Source organism: Nocardia sp. PE-7, from assembly GCF_030486425.1.
In the GTDB taxonomy this organism is placed as follows: domain Bacteria; phylum Actinomycetota; class Actinomycetes; order Mycobacteriales; family Mycobacteriaceae; genus Nocardia; species Nocardia salmonicida_A.
This window is the reverse complement of sequence record NZ_CP129614.1, coordinates 1,018,604-1,035,331: the sequence shown is the minus strand read 5'-3', so window position 1 is coordinate 1,035,331 and position 16,728 is coordinate 1,018,604. Positions and strand designations below refer to the sequence as shown.

Genomic DNA, 16,728 nt, shown 5'->3' with positions numbered 1-16,728 from the left:
TTACATCAGACTCGAACCATGAGCAGCCACCCCACACACACCTGGCAGATCGAGTCGCGCCACCGGACCAGCGAGGGCCTCGTGGCCTATCAGCGCTGCGGCTGCGGCGCCCGCAGAGTGGTTGTCGACCACCTGAGCGTCGCGTCCGAGATCCATCGCGACGAACCCGACCTCGCCGAGGCCGGATAACCCGCACCACCATGACGAAGGTCACGTTTGACCGCTACACTTTGGACCGCTGCCCAGATGTGGGGCAGATCTCGCCATCGCGTCAGCGCTCGACCGGAAAGACCCCTTGATGAAGCGTTCCACCGTCGTCGCCATCCTCGCCGCCACTGTGCTCGGCCCCGTCGCGGGGACCGCAACAGCATCGCCCGGCCTGCCCCTCACCGACTTCGCGGCGGAGACCCCCATCGGCGACTTCGGCCTGCCGAGCGATCAGCCCGAATCCGGTTCGGCACAGAGCGGCTCCACCACCGGCCTCGAGACCACCGGATCCTCCGGCACCGGCTCGGCCGGCCTACCCAACCTCGACCGAATGCTGTTCGGCGGACGCATCCTGTGCGGCGCCCTCGGCAGCGCGCTCGCCGTCGCGGGCGAGGCGATGATGGACTGCAGCCAGCTGCCCACGCCGAAGTGAGATAGCCACGGACACAACGAAGGGGCACCGGAAACCTCCGGTGCCCCTTCGTTGTTCGCGCTTTGCCCGACTACGGAGCGTCGGCGTTGCCCGCCTTCCATTCCGGCCACGCGATGTTCCAGTCGCCCAGCCCGTCGACACCGGACAGGGTGCCGCCGACCGTGTTCTTGATCACCGTGATGTCACCGCGCTTGGCGTTCTCGTAGACCCAGCGCGCGTTCGCCGGACTGAGATTCAGGCAGCCGTGGCTCGCGTTGGAGTAACCCTGCTGCCCGACAGACCACGGCGCCGAGTGGAAGAAGATGCCGCTGTAGGAGATTCGCGTCGCGTAGTCGACCGGCGTGCGGTACCCGTCGGACGAGTTCACCGCCACACCGTAGGTCGAGGAGTCCATGACGATCTTCTCGTGCCGGTCGCTGACGATGTAGACGCCGTTGTCGGTGGGCGTGCTGTCCTTACCCATTGAGGTGGGCATGGTCATGATCACCTGACCGTTCTTCTCCACCACCACCTGCTTGGTGTTGTCGTCGGCGGTGAAGACCACCGCGTCACCGATGGTGAAGAACGAATGGATGTTGTCCTGGCCGTACAGACCCTTGCCCAGGTCTTTGCCGTAAACGTTCACATCGATGGTCACCTTGGTTCCCGGTGTCCAGTAATGCTCTGGGCGCCAACGCACTTCGCGATTGTTCACCCAGTAGAAGGCACCCTCGACAGCGGGCTCGGTGGTGATCTTGATGGCCTCTTGCACGGCACGGCGGTCGGGGATGTTCTCGTCGAACTGGATCGCCACCGGCTGACCGATACCGACCACCTCGCCCTCCCCGGGCAGCAGGTACGGCTTGGTCTGACTCTTCGGCGAGCTGGTGGTGAAGCTCAGCGTCGAGGAGTTGGCGCCACCGAGCCCGATGGCCGAGGCGGTGAGCTTGTAGGTCTTGCCGTAGCCGAGCACCTCGGCGGTCGACCACGAACGCCCATCCGCTGCCAGCTGACCCGCGACGGCGGTGCCCTGCTGATTGGTCAGCGTGACGTCGGTGAACTTGCCGTCCTCGACCTGGAAAGCCATCGGCATGCCGGGCGAGACGCCGACCTGCCCGTCCTTGATGGTCGAGACCAGCTTCGGCTTGATGAGCTCGGCGAGGGGGTTGCGATCGATCGCCACCTCCACCCCGGTGCCCTCCGCAGCCGAGCACGCCGACGCGCCGAGCGCGAACACCGCCAACAGCACCACCGGAACGATCGTCCGTAGCGACCGAGGTCGCCCCCGCTTCTTACCCATGTCAACCCCGTTTCCGTACCGACGCGATTACAGTGCGCCGCAGATCCCACCGACCGAATCGCTAGAGCCATCCGTGTAGGCGGGGGGCGTTACGAACTCGACGTCTCGCCCATTCTGCCAGCTAGTCCGGCCGGTTCCAACGGGAAAGCCCCCGCGACACGACCAAGTCACAATCGTTAGATACGCGCGGAGGCCGCCGGTGTTAACAACACTCAGGATGCGGCATTGTTGCTGGTCAGCGCCCGATTTCACTTTCCGCCCCACCGCCTGCTAATGTTTGTTCCGCACCGGAGACGGGGCAAAGAACAAAGACATGCGCCATTAGCTCAATTGGCAGAGCAGCTGACTCTTAATCAGCGGGTTCGGGGTTCAAGTCCCTGATGGCGCACCACAACGAGGCCTTTGACCAGGTAATTCGGTCAAGGGCCTCGTTTGTTTGCTCTGCCGTTACCGGAAGTTCGCCGGCCGAGCATCGAGGCCGACATCCGCGCTCGACCATTCGGTAGCGTACGGCGGTGATGTCGACAGGGAAGCCGTCCCGCAGGCTCAACGCGGAGGACTGGGTCACCGCCGCGATCGCGGCGCTCGGCGAGAGCGGGCTCACCGGGGTCGCCGTGGAACCGCTGGCGAAGCGTCTGGGAGCCACCAAAGGCAGTTTCTACTGGCACTTCAAAGATCGCGGCGCCCTCGTCGACGCCGTGCTGGCGCGATGGGAGCAGCTGGGCACCGACGAGGTGATCGCCCGGCTCGACGCACTGCCGGACCCCGTCGAGCGGTTGCGACTGCTGTTCACCGAAGTCATCGAGTACGCAACCGAGGGCAGGGAGGAACTCGCCCTGCTGGCCGCCATCGACCAGCCCGTGGTCGCAGACGCCATGCGACGGGTCGCGGCGCGGCGGATCGAGTACGTGGCAGCCCAGTTGCAGCTGCTCGCGGTGCCCGCGCGGCAAGCGAGTACGCGTGCGGCAGTGGCCGTCGGCATCTATCACGGGATCAACCAGCTGGCACGTGTCGCACCCGAGACCCTGCCCGCCACCGGCGAACTGGTGGACGACATCGTCGGACGGCTACTCGGGCCCGCTCAGTCGAGCCCGAGACGCAGCGAGACCCAGTAGAGCAGCCGCGCCCGCATCGGCCGGCGATACGGCTCGGGCGGGGTGCCGACGGCGGTCTCCGCGTTGTCCAGCAGTTCTTCCAGCAGTGCGTCGTGCAGTGGGCGAACAGCCAGATGCCAGCCGAGCAAACCTGACAAACCCCTGGTCTCGGCACGGATCACGTGGCGCAGGGAACTGGCCGCGCCTTTGTCGACCACCTCGAAGGCATGGGTGCCGTCCAGCATGAATCCCGGCGCGAAAGTGAACTCGACGAACTCACCGGGCCGATAGGCGGTGCAGGTATACGGCACGGAGCCGTGGCCGCCCGCGGCGCCGGCGGCCAACGGTCCGTCCAGCTCGAGCGGCGGCCAGGCGGGGCTGGGCCACAACGAATTTCCCGCGACAGCGACCTTGTCGATCAGCTCGCCGACCTGGGCGGCGGGCGCATCGATCGTTCGCTCGTGGATGTTCTCGATCATGATTCGACCTCTCAGCAACCGTCCGCCAACCATACGCATGCGTACGGAGCGCGTAAAGGTCGGACGCCCCCTCGACCGCTTGCCAGATAACGGTCACGGTCTCGTTATCGAACCGCCATGGATAATCCCGCGCCGATGCGCTCAGAGCCCGATTCGAACTCCCCCGAACTGCGAAAACCCCCGCGAAACCTGATTCGGGCAAACTTTTTATGTGACGGCCGCCACGCAGATCAGGCTCGCAAACCTCCTGCATACATAACGATTCTGCAACTGCCCGGCAATGAACCAAGATCGGCAACGTTTGCCGTTCAAGTTTCGTTCACCTTGCGTTAACCCGTCGTGACCATTCTGTCATCAGGTCACAAACGGACCTGCGGTTTGGTTAGCCCGGAAGTATCCAACCTCCGATAGCACCGAACAGCGCGTGGTCTCCCCGCAGCCAGCTGTGGAGCACCGTGCGACGCCAGCGATGAACTGCCATCGAGCGTTCGTCCCCCGACAGTGTCGCACCTTCCCATACAGACAGAAACAACGCATCGCCTGACCGGCGTGTACTCCCGTGCGCGCTGCGCGATCCATCGCGCCCTGATTCAGGGCCTGCGTCGCCAGACAGAGATGAAGGAACAGAAAAGCAATGCTCAACAAAGACAAGCTCAGCACCGTTATCGGCCGTCGCTCGCGCCGTGAGGCGTTCACCGTGGCAGTCGCCGCGGTCGGTCTGGTCGCCGTAGCCGCGTCCTCCGCCGTCTCGTTCGCCGACGACAGCGTTCCCGAGCGTGCCGCCATGGTCGTCGAGCAGGCGGAGAACATCCCCGCTGCCGCCGCACCCGCCATCCAGGCCATCCCTGCCCCGGCGCCCGCGCCGGAAGCCGCCCCCGCACCGGCCCCCGAGGCCGCTCCGGCCCCGATGCCCGAGCCCGCACCGGCCCCCCGCGCCTACGAGAACAACCTCGACGGCTGGATCCGTGAGGCGCTCGACATCATGGCGGCCAAGGGCATCCCCGGCACCTACGAGGGCATCCACCGCAACATCATGCGCGAGTCGACCGGTAACCCCCAGGCGATCAACCTGTGGGACATCAACGCGATCAACGGCATCCCGTCCAAGGGCCTGCTCCAGGTGATCGACCCCACGTTCGCTTCCTTCCACGTCGAGGGCACCCCCTTCGACGTCTGGAACCCGGTGTCCAACATCGTCGCGGCCTGCAACTACGCGGCCAACCGCTACGGCTCGATGGACAACGTCAACAGCGCGTACTGATCCACCGTCACCAGGCGCTCGACGTCGACAGCGCCTCCTGAACTACCTGACGGGTGAACGCCCGCGCCCCGGTCATCGCCGACCGGAGCGCGGGCGTTTCGTCGTAGAATCACCGTCGTGCCAGACAGCGCCGATCAGGCACCCGATCACGCGCATTCCGACGCGGCTACCGCCAGCCGCGTCGCCAAGGCCCGCCGCATGGCCGCCTACGCCTGGTCACGCGATATCCGCAGCGCCGAACTGCTCGCCCTGCCCACGGCCACCCTGCGCAAGCTGGCCCGTGCCGCCGACACCAACCCGCCGAGCACCGGCGAGACCTGGCAGGTGGTCGCCGACCTGCTCGACCAGAAGGACGCCTGGGCCGCTCGCAACCCCGAGCACGCCGCCGCGGTGCGCACCCACGCCGACGAGAAACTGCTGTGGGTCAAGCCGCCGGTGAAGCCGTGGGAGTCCTAGCGCTCACGCCTCACGCGAGCAGCAGCCCGAGGGCCAGCGCGAGCATGACCACCGCGATCAGCGAGTCCAGGACCCGCCACGCGATCGGGCGCGCGAAGAGCGGACCGAGCCGGCGAGCACCGTAACCGAGCGCCGCGAACCACAGGACGCTGGCGAGCATGGCGCCCCCGGCGAGGAACCAGCGATCGGGCGTCGCGTAGGTGCTGGCGAAGGAGCCGAGCAGGACCAGTGTGTCCAGGTACACGTGCGGATTGAGCCAGGTGAGCGCCAGACAGGTGAGGACGGAGGCGCCGACGGCCACCGAGGCGCCCGCCGCTTCGGCGATCAGGCTCGACGAACCGAGGGCGCGCCGAGCCGCCGACAGCGCGTAGCCGACCAGAAAAGCCGCCCCCGCGTACCTGGCAACGGTCAGAACCGCCGGAAACGACTCGACGACCGTGCCGAACCCGGCCACTCCCGCGCCGATCAACACGATGTCGGACACCGCGCACACCGCGATCACCGGCAGCACGTGCTGCCCTCGCACCCCTTGGCGCAGCACGAACGCGTTCTGCGCGCCGATCGCCACGATGAGCGAGAGCCCGAAGCCCAATCCGGAGAGGGCGGCCAGTGCCGCCGATGATGCCGTCACACCCTCGACGCTAAGATCCCGCCAATATTCAGTCCAGCTAATGATTCTTAACAACCATTAGAGTTGCTTAGGTGGATCTCCAGTTGGACCAGCTGCGCGCCCTCGACGCCGTTCTCACCGAGGGCACCTTCGACGCGGCCGCGCGCCGACTCGACCTCACCCCGTCGGCGATCAGTCAGCGGATCAAGGCACTGGAGGAATCGGCGGGGCGCGTGCTGGTGCAACGCTCGAAACCGGTGCGTCCCACCGAGTCCGGGCTCGCGGTGCTGCGGCTGGCCAGGCAGGTGGAGCTGCTCGCCGGCGACACCGCGCGCGAACTCGGCGATGCCGACCGCCTCGCCGACCGGCCGATCCGCATCCCGATCGCCGTCAACGCCGACTCCCTCGAATCGTGGGTGATGCCCGCGCTCGCGCGCGTGCCCGCCGGGATCACCTTCGACCTGCACCGCGAAGACGAGGAACACACCACCCGGTTGTTGCGCGACGGCACGGTGACGGCCGCGATCACCGCGACCGCGACGCCGGTACAGGGCTGCACCGTCACCCCGCTGGGCGCGATGCGCTACCGCCCGACCGCGACACCGCAATTCGTCCGTACCTGGTTCCCCGACGGCCCGACCCCGGCCGCCTACACCCACGCGCCGGTCGTGCACTTCGACCGCAAGGACGACCTCCAGCTGCGCCAACTGCGCCGCCGCACCCGTCGCCGGGTCGACCCACCCGGTCACTACGTGCCGTCGTCGAGCGCGTTCGCCGACGCGGTGCGGCTCGGACTCGGCTGGGGCATGCTGCCCGACCTGCACACCGAGAAAGACCGCACCGCAGGTACTTTGGTGAACATCGAGGGCGATTCCCACATCGATGTCCCGCTGTACTGGCAGCAGTGGAAACTGCACTCCCCCGCGCTCGCCGCGCTCGCCACCGCGATCGGCGCGGCCGCGGCGGCAGCACTGACGATGCCGGGTTAGCTATCCGTCACGTCGGCTGGGCGTCTCGTCGAGATCCGGAACCACTCGCAGCCCCCACTGATTGGCGCAGTTGGTACACACCCACGTTCCGTTCATCTCCTTGTAGGTGTACTCGTTGTCACAGGCGGGGCAGTTCGACGAATCGTTCATGGCAGATCCTTGTGAGTCGTGAATTATCTAGCAGCGGAGAGGAATTCGATGAGAACCCGATTGACCTCGTCGGGCCGCTCCAGATACCCGTAGTGCCCGCACCGCTCGATCTCGGCATAGGTGGCCGTCGGGATCGCCTCGGCGACCTCCCGGCAGAACCGCGGCGGCACCATCTGGTCATCGGCGAACCCGACGACCAAGCTGGGCACCGAGATTCCCCGATAGGCCGCCCGCCGATCCTGGGACCGATCCATTCCCGCTTGCGCCCGAGTGCCGGGAGTTCCCTTCCCCGAGGTGAATTCGAAGATGTCGAGCCACTCCTGGGCCTTGGCCGGATCGGCCAGCGTGTGCGGCGACAGATTCACCATCGCCTTGACCGCCGCCGCGTACTCCGGCGGCAACTGAATTCCCTTGTCGAACAACGCCTGCTCGCCCTTGCTGAGCGTGCTCGTCACCGGATGCGGACGCGCGGTAGCGGCGAACATCACTGCCTTGCGCAGCAGCTCCGGTCGAACCAGCGCGAGTTCGGCGACGATCCGCGACCCCATCGAGGTGCCGACCACATGCGCCGGGGCGCCGAGGTGCTCGATCAGCGCGGCGGTATCGCCGACCAGTTGCGCCATGGTGATCCCGGCAGCCGACTCCGACGACGGCGCGATCCCCCGGTTGTCGACAGTGGCGACGGTGAAGCCCGCCTTGACCAGAGCGGGCACCTGATAGGTGCGCCAGACACGTCCAGGACTTCCACTACCCATCACGAGCAGGACCAGAGGTCCCGAACCGGTGACGTCGTAGCTGAGCTGAATGCCGTTGAGCGAGGCGATGGGCATATCTCAAACTACCGCCACGGCAGGACGGGGTCGCCAGTGAGGACAACCGCGCGGCCGACTCAGCTCGTCGCGGCGAAATAGGCGGTGCGAACAGCGACAGTCGCGGGGGCCGGGAAGTCGGGTGCGCCGGAGCCCAGTGGACCGACCTTGACCACCCAGGTACTGGTCGAGGTATCGATGGCCGTGCGGGCGGTGGACGGCTGCAGGACCACGTCGTTGCCGCCGTCGCAGGAATAGGCGCCGACCAGACCGTCGGAGCGGCCACCCCAGGCGCCGCCGACGCGGATGCGGCAGTGGCGGCCGTCGGCGAGTTCGAGTGCCCACGGCTCGGGCGATGCGGTTTTGCCGATGTCGGCGACCGGCGGGTCGACGGTGTACAGGCGCAGCCCGCGCTGCCACGGGTCATTCGCACACAGCAGCGAGGCCCTGTCGGGAGCCGCCCAGCACACATTGGCCGAGTCGGCGGAAGCACCGCATTCGTAGATCCCCGCGGTGGTCGCCGAGCGGCTCGGCGACATGTAGGAGCAGTCGAGGGTGCCGACCGGGGTCGGACTGGTCAGGGCGAAGCCGTTAGCCGGTTGACCCGCGGCGTCGACGGCGACCAGCGAGACGACATCGGTCGCGACCGGCGGCCGGGGCACGGTGGAGGCAGGTGCGCCGCTCGGTACGCCCGAACCGGTCGGGCGAGGGCCCGGCGTCGTCGGGGCGATGATGACCGGTGGCAACTGATCCGGCGCCGTCGTCGGACCGCCGGCGCCGGGCAGTTCGGTGACGGGTGCGCCCGAACCCCACGAGTCACCCCGGGCGGTGGTCGTCGCCGGTTGCGCGGTGCCGCTGTCCGTCGAGCATCCCGCGACCGACACTGCGCACAGCATGCCCACTGAAACGATGAACCCGGCTGCCTTCATGCCACCACCCCTGTGTGCGAAGTTCGAGCCCTGTCTACAACGCATCGGGGGCTGGGCGCGAATCGTTAACCGGCCGAATCGTTTCGGGCCTCGCCGGCCGCTTTCACCTTCTCGGCCAGCGAGCAGATCGCCGCGCTTTCCGCGTCGGACATCCGGTCGATGAACACCTCCCGCACCAGTTCGACGTGCTCGGGCGCGGCCTCACGCAAGATCGTGCGTCCGGCCTCGGTCAGCGACACCACGATTCCGCGCGCATCGTCCTCGGCGGGTACTCGATCGACGAGTCCGCGCGTCGCCATCCGGGCCAGTTGTTTGGACAACCTGGACTTGTCCCAGCAGACCTCGGCGGCCAGGTCCTTGGCTCGCAGGCATCCGCTGGGAGCCGCCGACAGCGGTACCAACAGCTCGTAGTCGGCCATCGATAGTCCGTGTTCGCCCAGGCCCGCGGCTAGGACGGCGTCGAGACGCTGACGCATGAGGATGTAGGACCGCCAGGTCTTCTGCTCTTCTTCGGACAACCATCGGGGCACGGGAATGATTCTAAGGCCATGATGGTTGACATGGAAACCAACTGACTTGCGAAGCTCCCAGGAGGCACCCCATGCCAGCTATCACCGTCGACGACATCATGGTGCTGCCCCGGCTGCCCCGCCCCGATGTCACCGAGACCCAGCGTCCGGTTCGCCAGATCGTCACCGCCGCGCGCCAGCAGGAAGGCGCCGGGTTCGAGGTGACCCGGCCGTTCCCCAGCGTCGACCTCCGTTCGGCCGACCCGTTCATCCTGCTCGACCAGATGGGCCCGGTGGCCTATGAGCCGTACGCGGCCAAGGGTGCGCCCTGGCATCCGCATCGCGGCTTCGAGACCGTCACGTACATGCTCGACGGCACCATGGTCCACCACGATTCCCAAGGTGGCGGCGGCGTGATCGGAGAGGGCGATACGCAGTGGATGACCGCGGGCTCCGGCATGCTGCACGACGAACTGCCCGAGGAGAAGCTCGTGATCTCCGGCGGCACGTTCCACGGAATCCAGCTGTGGGTGAACCTGCCGAGGGCGAACAAGTTCGCCACCCCGCGCTACCAGGATCTGCGCGCGAGCGAACTGACCCTGGTGAGCTCGCACGACGGCGGTGCGCTGGTGCGCGTCATCGCCGGTGAGGTCGCCGGCTACTCCGGCCCCGGGTCCACCTACACCCCGATCGCCTACGCCCACGCCTCGCTCGTGCCCGGCGCCCAGCTGGAAACACCGTGGCCCAAGGACTTCACCGCGATGGCCTATGTGCTGTCGGGCAGCGGCACGGTCGGCGTCGATCGCAGGCCGATCAGCGCGGGGCAACTGGTGGTCTTCGGCAAGGGCGATGCCCTCACCCTGACCGCCGATCTCACCCAGCACAGCACCACCGGCGATCTCGAGGTCCTGCTACTGGGCGGAACTCCCTTGCGCGAGCCGGTGATTCAATACGGGCCGTTCGTGATGAACACTCGCCAGGAAATCATCGAGGCGATGGAAGATTTCAACGCGGGTCGCATGGGCACGATCCCGGCCGAACACCTGACCGGGCGCAGACTGGGTGAATAACCGACCGCTACTCGCGGCGAATCCTCGGGCCGCATGCGGTTGACAATCGGTCGCCCCGTCACAAAGGTGGACGGGGCTACCGGCCACATCGTGGCCGTCACCACTCCCGAACCGCAGCAGACATAGAGGAATTCATGAACGTTAGTCGGCTCACCGTCAGCCTTGCCGCCGCAGGGCTCGCCCTGATCGCCGCACCGGTCGCCCACGCCAACCCGTTCGCGGGCTCAGCGGGCACCGGATCGTCGAGCTTCGACTCCATTCTCGGAGCGACCGGCTCGGCCAACCTGGTCCAGTCCGGTTCGGCCGGTGGCGCGTTCCGCAGCTGCGACGATGCGATGGCCGCCGGCCGCGCGCCGTTGTTCCGCGGCGAGGCGGGCTACTCGCCGCACCTCGACCCGGACGGCGACGGCCTGGCCTGCCCCACGCAGTAGAAACACAAAAAACACCCGATGTGACTCGTTGGCACATCGGGTGTTTTTGTTGTCCGGCCGGCTGATTCAGCGGCGGAAGATCTTGATCAGGACCAGGCCGGCCACGAGGGCGCCCGCTCCGATCAGCGTGTATTTGACCTTCGGCTCGTTCAACTTGGCGACCACCATATTCTTGGTGTCGTCCGCGATCCGTTGCGGATCCGCGCGCACCGCCAGTTCGTCGAGCGTGGTCGCCAACCGGGTACGCGCGATCTCGATCTCGCGTTCTATCCGGTCGGTGTCGTCCTTGGCCACCGTCACCTCCAGGTAAATGTCTGCTGCTCGTCACCGAGTCTATCCATGCGCCTCGCCGACCCTGTCGGTTACCGTGCGGTGGTGACCGACAACCATCGCCTCTCCCCCGGAGACACCGCCCCCGAGTTCACGCTGCCCGACGCCGACGGCAACGACGTATCGCTGTCGGACTACCGCGGCCGCAAGGTGATCGTCTATTTCTACCCGGCCGCCAGCACCCCCGGCTGCACCAAGCAGGCGTGCGACTTCCGCGACAACCTGGCCGACCTCGGTGGCGCGGGACTCGAGGTCATCGGGATCTCCCCCGACAAGCCCGCCAAGCTGGCGAAATTCCGCGACAACGAGGGCCTGACCTTCCCGCTGCTGTCGGATCCCGAGCGCGAGGTGCTCAAAGAATGGGGCGCTTTCGGTGAGAAGATGATGTACGGCAAGACCGTGACAGGCGTGATCCGCTCGACCTTCCTGGTCGACGAGAAGGGCAAGATCGAACTCGCCCAGTACAACGTCCGCGCCACCGGCCACGTCGCCAAATTGCGCCGCGATCTGTCGGTGTAATCAGTCGCCGAAAGTGGCGATGAACACCTCGTAACCGTCGAGCAACCGGGCCAGGCCGAATTCGAAATCGGCCTGCTCCCACTCGATATCGCCATCGTCGAAAGCAGCGGCGGACAGGGCGGCCGATACCCATGGGAAACGCTGCGGGTCGAGGACCCTGGTCATCACCGAGGGAAAGTCGCCGCCCTCTTCCTCCTCCAGGTCCCGCAGGAACCGCCGTTTTCCCACTACGAACATCGACACGTTCATCACCAGTTGCAGCTTGACCGGATCCGGCACCGCTGCTTCGGCGAGCACCCCCAACGCCGTCTCGAGCCAGGCCATATTGTTCGGTCCCATCGGCGGGCGACTCAGTGGAATGTCCATCCACCAGGGATGACGACCCAGCCGCGCGAACTCGGCCCGCGCCCACTGCTCGAGCCCTGACCGCCACGGCGTCTGCGGCGCGATCACGGGCGGCACCCCGACGACCCGGTCCATCAGCAGGTCGACCAGCGTGTTCTTGCTGTCGACGTACCGGTACAGCGACATCGCGGTGTAGCCGAGCTGCTTGGCGACCCGGTTCATCGACAATGCCGCGAACCCCTCCGCATCGGCCACTTCCGTGGCGGCGTCGAGGATCTGATCGAGGGTCAGCGCCCGCTTGGGGCCGCGACCACCGGGTTGCCCGAGCCCCCACATCAGCTCGACCGATCTCGGGAGCGCCGTGTCACCGGACGTCGTCATCTGCCTCCTCTGCTCGCTTCGACTCTAGTCGGACCACTCTTGCGCTCGAAAACTGTTTAGCCTATAAACTGTGTCTACGACATAAACAGTTTTTGAGCGGAGAGAACTCATGGCACCCGAACGACCGCCCGCCCTCTCGATCCGGCAGCTTCGCAAAGCCTTCGGCGCCCACGTCGTCCTGGACGACCTCGACCTCGACATCAGCGCGGGCAGCGTCTTCGCGCTTCTCGGCCCCAACGGGGCGGGCAAGACGACCCTGGTCCGCATCCTGGCGACCCTGAGCCTGCCCGATCGCGGCGACATTCAGGTCCTCGAGCACGATCTGCGACAAGCCCCCGATACGATCCGGCGACTGATCGGCGTCACCGGCCAGAACGCCTCCGTCGACGGAGTACTCACCGGCACCGAGAACCTGCGGCTGACCGGCCGGTTGCTGCACCTGGGCAAGGCCGAGACCGCGCGTCGCGGCGCCGAACTCCTCGAGCGTTTCGACCTGGTCGACGCCGCCGACAAGCCGGTCGCCTCCTACTCCGGCGGCATGCGTCGCAGGCTCGACCTCGCGATGAGCCTGATGGGCAAGCCACGCATCGTCTTCCTGGACGAGCCGACCACCGGCCTCGACCCGCGCAGCCGACGCGACCTGTGGACTGCCATCAGAGAATTGGCCGCCGAGGGGACGACCATCCTGCTCACCACGCAGTACCTCGAGGAAGCCGATCAGCTCGCCGACCGGATCGCCGTGCTCGACGGCGGCCGCATCGTCGCCGACGGCACCCCCGAGGAACTCAAACGCCTGGTGCCGGGCGGACACATCCGATTCCGCTTCGCCGACCGCGCACTACTCGACGCCGCCGCTCGAGCGCTCGACAGCGGCTCCGGTGGTCACGCCGATCCCGAACAGCTGACCCTGCAGGTGCCCTCGGACGGCAGCGCCGTCGAGATCAAGCAGCTCCTCGACCGATTCGCCGAGCTCGACATCGCGATCGACCAGCTCACCGTGCACACCCCCGATCTCGACGATGTCTTCTTCGCACTCACCGGACGCACCGAGGTAGCCGCATGAGCACCACCCGCACACTCCAGGATTCGGCCACCATGCTGGATCGCAATATCCGCCACACCCTGCGCAGTCCCGACACGATGATCATGACGATCGCGCTGCCGGTGATGATCCTGCTGATGTTCGTCTATGTCTTCGGCGGCGCGATGAACGTGGGCGCCGGCGACTACATCGACTACGTGGTGCCCGGAATCATCCTGCTGTGCGCGGGTTTCGGCGCGTCGACCACCGCGGTCGCGCTGTCGACGGACGTGGCCGAGGGCATCATCGACCGGTTCCGCACCATGGCCATCGCCCGCTCGGCGGTACTCACCGGGCACGTCGCCGAGAGCGTGATCCGCAACCTGATCACGTCGGCGATCGTCATCGGGGTGGCGGTGGCGCTCGGCTTCCGGCCGACCACCGATCCGCTGCGCTGGCTCGGCGTCTTCGGTGTGCTCGCGATGTTCGTGTTCGCACTGTCGTGGTTGGCCGCCGCGCTGGGCTTGCTCGCGCGAAACCCGGAGGCGGCCAACGGTTTCACCTTCGTGTTCATGTTCCTGCCGTACGTGAGCTCGGCGTTCGTACCGACCTCGTCGATGCCGGTCTGGCTGCACCGGTTCGCGGAGAATCAGCCGGTGACGCCGGTGATCGAAACGACGCGCGGGTTGCTGATGGGCACGCCGATCGGCGACAGTGGGCTGCTCGCGGTGCTCTGGTGCGCGGGAATCGCGCTGGTCGGGTACCTCGCGGCGGGAATCCTGTTCCGGCGCCGTACCAGCGTCTGAAACCACGAAGGGGCAGCGCACGCGCTGCCCCTTCACTGTGGAGACGATCAGTCGGCGGACGCCGTGCGCGGATCTTCCGGCGTGACAGCCTGCGCCGGCTGCATGCTGAGCGGAATGCCCGTGCCAGGCAGGGTCGGGGCCGCGGCGGGAATCTGCGGCACCACAGGCGCGACAGGCTCGAGCGGCAGCGGATCCTCCTGCGGCGCGTCTCCGTACAGCTGGGTCGGGTAGTCGAGGGGGAATTCGCCCGGGTTCACCAGTTGCGGATTCGGCGACACCGTCTCGTACGGCGAGGTGGTCGACTCTTCCGTCACGCCCCCGGTCTCGACCGAGGCGGCCTCGTGTGTCTGGGGGGCTTGCGGAATAACCGGCGCCGACGCGGCGCCGGGCTCCGACGACACGGCGGTGTTGTCGACCACCGGCCGACCGCTGTTGACCACCGCATACGATCCACCCGCGACGAGCCCGCCGGCCAGCACACTCGCCGCCGCCGCGACCATCGCTGTCCCCCGCTTGGAGCGCGAGCCGGTGGAGATCGGCACCACGACCGTGTCACCGAGCGCGACCAGCGCGGCGCCGGCGGCGGGCGCGAACGGCGCCAACCGACAGGGCAGCACCGGTACACCGAACCCGGCGACCGCGTCGCGCACCGCGGGCGCGTCCGACGACGAACCGACCAGCACCACCGCGCCGGGCTTCACCGACGCCGCCTCGAACTGATCCCACGCTGCCGATACGCCCGCACGCAGGGCATCGGGCGTCGGCGCGCCGGTCTGCGCGTAGGCGGCGAGCACGCGATGGCGACCCGGGTCGACCAGTGTCATCGCCTGGTACCCGGGCACGGCCTCGACGATGAGCAGATTGTCGAACTCGTCCAGCCAGGTCATCGCGCCCGCGACGAACAGATGCGCCGACTTCGCCGAAACCAGCGAGGCGGTGCGCCATTCGGTCTCCGCCAGTCGGGTGACGATCGCGCGCCGCTCGTTCGCGTCGCGGTAACTCACTGCCACCCCGGCGATCTCGTGCTCGTTGTCGAGTTCGGCCGCGATCGCGTCGAGTGCGGTGTGCACCGCCGCCGCGACATCGGCCTTGCCGTCACCACCGGCACGGACGGTGCGCCGCAGCAGCATCCGATCCGTGAGAGTGACGCCCGATTCGGCGAACGCGACCGCGTGCACGGCTCCACGCTCGGTGCTGACGCCGAGGGTTACCACAGATCCTGTTGCCACAAGTCTTGCCTTCCCCTGTGCGAAACGGTGCGGGACGAGACCACACGGGGTCCGTCACTTCGCGGTAGGTCTGGTGCGGCGTGAGCTGGCTAGCCGCGAACAAGCGTGCAGATAGACGCACACTTATCTGATGATTCGTCACCGGTCAGGACATGGATGGGTCGGGATTTCTGCCAGTTGTTGACACGCTGTCGGTAGAGGCGTGTCGCGGATGTGCGGATACCGCTAGCCTGGATGGGTGGAAGTACACGCGCAGGCCCGGTCACCGCAGAGCCGTCCGGACCCTGCGCTGGAATTGCAGGACGACCCGCAAGAGTTGATGCCGCGCAAGCGGCCGACACAGGAGCGCAGCAAGCGCAAATTCGACGCGCTGCTGGCGTCTTCGCGCGAGCTGCTGGTCGAGGTGGGGTTCGAATCGTTCACCTGTGAAGAGGTCGCGCAGCGCGCCGAGGTGCCGATCGGCACCCTGTACCAGTTCTTCGCCAACAAGTACGTGATCGTCTGCGAACTCAATCGACAAGACCTGGTTGCGGTTTCCCGCGAGCTGGCCGACTTCCACGGTGAAGTGCCCTCGCTGGACTGGCTGCGGCACATGAACCAGTTCGTCGACCACATGGCGAACCTGTGGACCACCGACCCGTCGCGGCGCGAGGTGTGGCTGGCGATGCAGTCGACCCCCTCCACGCGGGCCACGGGCGCGCTGCACGAGAAGGAATTCGCCGCGGTCGTCTCGCAGATGCTGCGGCCGCTGACGCCGCGCACACCGCGCGCCCGGCGCACGATGATGGCCGAAGTGCTGGTGCACGTCGTGTATTCGATGCTGAATTTCTCGGTGCAGGAAGATCAATCGAACACCGATGCCGTCGCCGAACTCAAGCGCCTGATGGTGGCGTATCTGCTTGTGGCGGAAAAAGAATCGCGAACCGCCGAAGAGAAATGACGGTTCGCGACTGCTAGTTTCGGCCTTCGATCAAATCGGCCAACTCGCCCGGGTCCTCCAGCACCACCATCGCCGCGGCGGTGTCGCCGTCGTGGGTCAGCGACAGGTGTACCCGCACCCGGGGCAGGAATTCCGCGGCCAGGCCGTGCAGTTTGATGCTCGGCCTGCCCCAGGCGTCGTTGACGACTTCGATGAGCGGGTACGGATTGTCGCCGATCTGCGGGCTGCGGGCGAAGCGAGACGATGCCCAGGCTTTGAGCACCGCCTCCTTCGCGGCCCACCGTGCGGCGAAGCTGCGGGCCGGGTCGGTTTGCTTGCTCTGGCAGTAGCGACGTTCACCAGCGGTGAATGTCTCCCTGAGCATGGTCGACCCGGGCCGTTGCAGCTGTTCGGAGAACTCGGAGATGGTCACCAAGTCCAAGCCGATACCGAGAATCGTCACGAAGCGGCA

At 66.9% G+C, this 16,728-nt stretch carries 23 protein-coding genes and 1 tRNA gene; 13 read left to right on the top strand and 11 right to left on the bottom strand.

Annotation, left to right across the window (positions count from 1 at the left end; translation table 11 throughout):
• Nucleotides 1–18 precede the first annotated feature (18 nt).
• Nucleotides 19–189, top strand: a complete 171-nt coding sequence (locus tag QX204_RS04835; RefSeq protein WP_301905380.1) for a hypothetical protein — start codon at nt 19–21, stop codon at nt 187–189.
• Between the two features lie 109 nt (nt 190–298).
• Nucleotides 299–640, top strand: coding sequence for a hypothetical protein (locus tag QX204_RS04830; protein WP_301905379.1), 342 nt, complete (start codon nt 299–301; stop codon nt 638–640).
• Between the two features lie 70 nt (nt 641–710).
• Here the strand turns inward: QX204_RS04830 and QX204_RS04825 are convergent, their stop codons facing one another.
• Nucleotides 711–1,919 carry a L,D-transpeptidase gene (locus tag QX204_RS04825; RefSeq protein ID WP_301905378.1) on the bottom strand — a complete coding sequence of 403 codons (1,209 nt, stop codon included), beginning with the start codon at nt 1,917–1,919 and terminating at the stop codon, nt 711–713.
• A 315-nt stretch (nt 1,920–2,234) separates the two neighbouring features.
• Here QX204_RS04825 and QX204_RS04820 point away from each other — a divergent pair.
• A tRNA-Lys gene (locus QX204_RS04820) sits at nt 2,235–2,310 on the top strand.
• 127 nt (nt 2,311–2,437) lie between these two features.
• A complete protein-coding gene (locus tag QX204_RS04815) occupies nt 2,438–3,034 on the top strand; it encodes a TetR/AcrR family transcriptional regulator (RefSeq protein ID WP_301907909.1) in 597 nt (198 codons plus the stop codon).
• On the opposite strand, the gene QX204_RS04810 is transcribed toward QX204_RS04815, so the two are convergent.
• Nucleotides 3,001–3,492, bottom strand: coding sequence for an SRPBCC family protein (locus QX204_RS04810; RefSeq protein WP_301905377.1), 492 nt, complete (start codon nt 3,490–3,492; stop codon nt 3,001–3,003). The genes QX204_RS04815 and QX204_RS04810 overlap by 34 nt on opposite strands.
• Before the next feature lie 634 nt (nt 3,493–4,126).
• Between QX204_RS04810 and QX204_RS04805 the strand changes: the two genes are divergently transcribed.
• Together QX204_RS04805 and QX204_RS04800 are read left to right on the top strand one after the other, a co-directional pair.
• Nucleotides 4,127–4,753 carry a transglycosylase SLT domain-containing protein gene (locus tag QX204_RS04805; protein WP_301905376.1) on the top strand — a complete coding sequence of 209 codons (627 nt, stop codon included), beginning with the start codon at nt 4,127–4,129 and terminating at the stop codon, nt 4,751–4,753.
• A 117-nt stretch (nt 4,754–4,870) separates the two neighbouring features.
• On the top strand, nt 4,871–5,209 hold the full coding sequence (locus tag QX204_RS04800; RefSeq protein ID WP_056821605.1) for a hypothetical protein: 339 nt from the start codon (nt 4,871–4,873) through the stop codon (nt 5,207–5,209).
• Between the two features lie 10 nt (nt 5,210–5,219).
• Here the strand turns inward: QX204_RS04800 and QX204_RS04795 are convergent, their stop codons facing one another.
• Entirely contained in the window at nt 5,220–5,840 is a 621-nt protein-coding gene (locus tag QX204_RS04795) for a LysE/ArgO family amino acid transporter (protein WP_301905375.1), read from the bottom strand.
• Between the two features lie 71 nt (nt 5,841–5,911).
• On the opposite strand from QX204_RS04795, the gene QX204_RS04790 reads away from it, so the two are divergent.
• A complete protein-coding gene (locus tag QX204_RS04790) occupies nt 5,912–6,808 on the top strand; it encodes a LysR family transcriptional regulator ArgP (protein WP_301905374.1) in 897 nt (298 codons plus the stop codon).
• Here the strand turns inward: QX204_RS04790 and QX204_RS04785 are convergent, their stop codons facing one another.
• The 4 genes from QX204_RS04785 to QX204_RS04770 form a co-directional block, all read right to left on the bottom strand.
• Entirely contained in the window at nt 6,809–6,958 is a 150-nt protein-coding gene (locus tag QX204_RS04785; protein ID WP_301905373.1) for a hypothetical protein, read from the bottom strand. It lies immediately after the preceding gene.
• Nucleotides 6,959–6,981: 23 nt separating this feature from the next.
• On the bottom strand, nt 6,982–7,788 hold the full coding sequence (locus tag QX204_RS04780) for an alpha/beta fold hydrolase (protein WP_301905372.1): 807 nt from the start codon (nt 7,786–7,788) through the stop codon (nt 6,982–6,984).
• Between the two features lie 59 nt (nt 7,789–7,847).
• On the bottom strand, nt 7,848–8,696 hold the full coding sequence (locus QX204_RS04775; RefSeq protein ID WP_301905371.1) for a hypothetical protein: 849 nt from the start codon (nt 8,694–8,696) through the stop codon (nt 7,848–7,850).
• 65 nt (nt 8,697–8,761) lie between these two features.
• The gene (locus QX204_RS04770) at nt 8,762–9,226 is read right to left on the bottom strand and encodes a MarR family winged helix-turn-helix transcriptional regulator (protein ID WP_301905370.1); all 465 of its coding nucleotides are present in this window, start codon (nt 9,224–9,226) and stop codon (nt 8,762–8,764) included.
• A 71-nt stretch (nt 9,227–9,297) separates the two neighbouring features.
• Here QX204_RS04770 and QX204_RS04765 point away from each other — a divergent pair, with 71 nt between their 5' ends.
• Together QX204_RS04765 and QX204_RS04760 are read left to right on the top strand one after the other, a co-directional pair.
• Nucleotides 9,298–10,275 (top strand): pirin family protein, encoded by a 978-nt coding sequence (locus QX204_RS04765; protein WP_301905369.1) that lies wholly within the window; start codon nt 9,298–9,300, stop codon nt 10,273–10,275.
• Between the two features lie 134 nt (nt 10,276–10,409).
• Entirely contained in the window at nt 10,410–10,706 is a 297-nt protein-coding gene (locus tag QX204_RS04760) for an excalibur calcium-binding domain-containing protein (RefSeq protein ID WP_056821625.1), read from the top strand.
• A gap of 66 nt (nt 10,707–10,772) precedes the next feature.
• On the opposite strand, the gene QX204_RS04755 is transcribed toward QX204_RS04760, so the two are convergent.
• A complete protein-coding gene (locus QX204_RS04755; RefSeq protein WP_301905368.1) occupies nt 10,773–11,000 on the bottom strand; it encodes a DUF3618 domain-containing protein in 228 nt (75 codons plus the stop codon).
• A gap of 81 nt (nt 11,001–11,081) precedes the next feature.
• On the opposite strand from QX204_RS04755, the gene bcp reads away from it, so the two are divergent.
• Nucleotides 11,082–11,555, top strand: coding sequence for a thioredoxin-dependent thiol peroxidase (bcp, locus tag QX204_RS04750; RefSeq protein WP_301905367.1), 474 nt, complete (start codon nt 11,082–11,084; stop codon nt 11,553–11,555).
• On the opposite strand, the gene QX204_RS04745 is transcribed toward bcp, so the two are convergent.
• Nucleotides 11,556–12,281 carry a TetR/AcrR family transcriptional regulator gene (locus QX204_RS04745; RefSeq protein WP_062985126.1) on the bottom strand — a complete coding sequence of 242 codons (726 nt, stop codon included), beginning with the start codon at nt 12,279–12,281 and terminating at the stop codon, nt 11,556–11,558. It lies immediately after the preceding gene.
• Nucleotides 12,282–12,390: 109 nt separating this feature from the next.
• On the opposite strand from QX204_RS04745, the gene QX204_RS04740 reads away from it, so the two are divergent.
• Complete coding sequence (locus QX204_RS04740) at nt 12,391–13,344, top strand: ABC transporter ATP-binding protein (RefSeq protein WP_301905366.1); 954 nt, start codon at nt 12,391–12,393, stop codon at nt 13,342–13,344.
• Nucleotides 13,341–14,108 carry an ABC transporter permease gene (locus QX204_RS04735; protein ID WP_301905365.1) on the top strand — a complete coding sequence of 256 codons (768 nt, stop codon included), beginning with the start codon at nt 13,341–13,343 and terminating at the stop codon, nt 14,106–14,108. The genes QX204_RS04740 and QX204_RS04735 overlap by 4 nt, the downstream gene beginning before the upstream one ends.
• 47 nt (nt 14,109–14,155) lie before the next feature.
• On the opposite strand, the gene QX204_RS04730 is transcribed toward QX204_RS04735, so the two are convergent.
• Nucleotides 14,156–15,337 (bottom strand): hypothetical protein, encoded by a 1,182-nt coding sequence (locus tag QX204_RS04730; RefSeq protein ID WP_301905364.1) that lies wholly within the window; start codon nt 15,335–15,337, stop codon nt 14,156–14,158.
• 319 nt (nt 15,338–15,656) lie between these two features.
• Between QX204_RS04730 and QX204_RS04725 the strand changes: the two genes are divergently transcribed.
• Nucleotides 15,657–16,277 (top strand): TetR/AcrR family transcriptional regulator, encoded by a 621-nt coding sequence (locus QX204_RS04725; RefSeq protein ID WP_082844012.1) that lies wholly within the window; start codon nt 15,657–15,659, stop codon nt 16,275–16,277.
• A 13-nt stretch (nt 16,278–16,290) separates the two neighbouring features.
• Here the strand turns inward: QX204_RS04725 and QX204_RS04720 are convergent, their stop codons facing one another.
• Nucleotides 16,291–16,719 (bottom strand): holo-ACP synthase AcpS, encoded by a 429-nt coding sequence (locus QX204_RS04720; RefSeq protein ID WP_056821637.1) that lies wholly within the window; start codon nt 16,717–16,719, stop codon nt 16,291–16,293.
• Nucleotides 16,720–16,728: the final 9 nt, after the last annotated feature.

Excerpts from the sequence above, each read along its gene's own strand:
- QX204_RS04835 (WP_301905380.1), top strand. The coding sequence starts at position 19 with ATGAGCAGCCACCCCACACACACCTGGCAGATCGAGTCGCGCCACCGG.
- QX204_RS04830 (WP_301905379.1), top strand. The coding sequence starts at position 299 with ATGAAGCGTTCCACCGTCGTCGCCATCCTCGCCGCCACTGTGCTCGGC.
- QX204_RS04825 (WP_301905378.1), bottom strand. The coding sequence starts at position 1,919 with ATGGGTAAGAAGCGGGGGCGACCTCGGTCGCTACGGACGATCGTTCCG.
- QX204_RS04815 (WP_301907909.1), top strand. The coding sequence starts at position 2,438 with ATGTCGACAGGGAAGCCGTCCCGCAGGCTCAACGCGGAGGACTGGGTC.
- QX204_RS04810 (WP_301905377.1), bottom strand. The coding sequence starts at position 3,492 with ATGATCGAGAACATCCACGAGCGAACGATCGATGCGCCCGCCGCCCAG.
- QX204_RS04805 (WP_301905376.1), top strand. The coding sequence starts at position 4,127 with ATGCTCAACAAAGACAAGCTCAGCACCGTTATCGGCCGTCGCTCGCGC.
- QX204_RS04785 (WP_301905373.1), bottom strand. The coding sequence starts at position 6,958 with ATGAACGATTCGTCGAACTGCCCCGCCTGTGACAACGAGTACACCTAC.
- QX204_RS04780 (WP_301905372.1), bottom strand. The coding sequence starts at position 7,788 with ATGCCCATCGCCTCGCTCAACGGCATTCAGCTCAGCTACGACGTCACC.
- QX204_RS04775 (WP_301905371.1), bottom strand. The coding sequence starts at position 8,696 with ATGAAGGCAGCCGGGTTCATCGTTTCAGTGGGCATGCTGTGCGCAGTG.
- QX204_RS04765 (WP_301905369.1), top strand. The coding sequence starts at position 9,298 with ATGCCAGCTATCACCGTCGACGACATCATGGTGCTGCCCCGGCTGCCC.
- QX204_RS04760 (WP_056821625.1), top strand. The coding sequence starts at position 10,410 with ATGAACGTTAGTCGGCTCACCGTCAGCCTTGCCGCCGCAGGGCTCGCC.
- QX204_RS04745 (WP_062985126.1), bottom strand. The coding sequence starts at position 12,281 with ATGACGACGTCCGGTGACACGGCGCTCCCGAGATCGGTCGAGCTGATG.
- QX204_RS04740 (WP_301905366.1), top strand. The coding sequence starts at position 12,391 with ATGGCACCCGAACGACCGCCCGCCCTCTCGATCCGGCAGCTTCGCAAA.
- QX204_RS04735 (WP_301905365.1), top strand. The coding sequence starts at position 13,341 with ATGAGCACCACCCGCACACTCCAGGATTCGGCCACCATGCTGGATCGC.
- QX204_RS04725 (WP_082844012.1), top strand. The coding sequence starts at position 15,657 with ATGCCGCGCAAGCGGCCGACACAGGAGCGCAGCAAGCGCAAATTCGAC.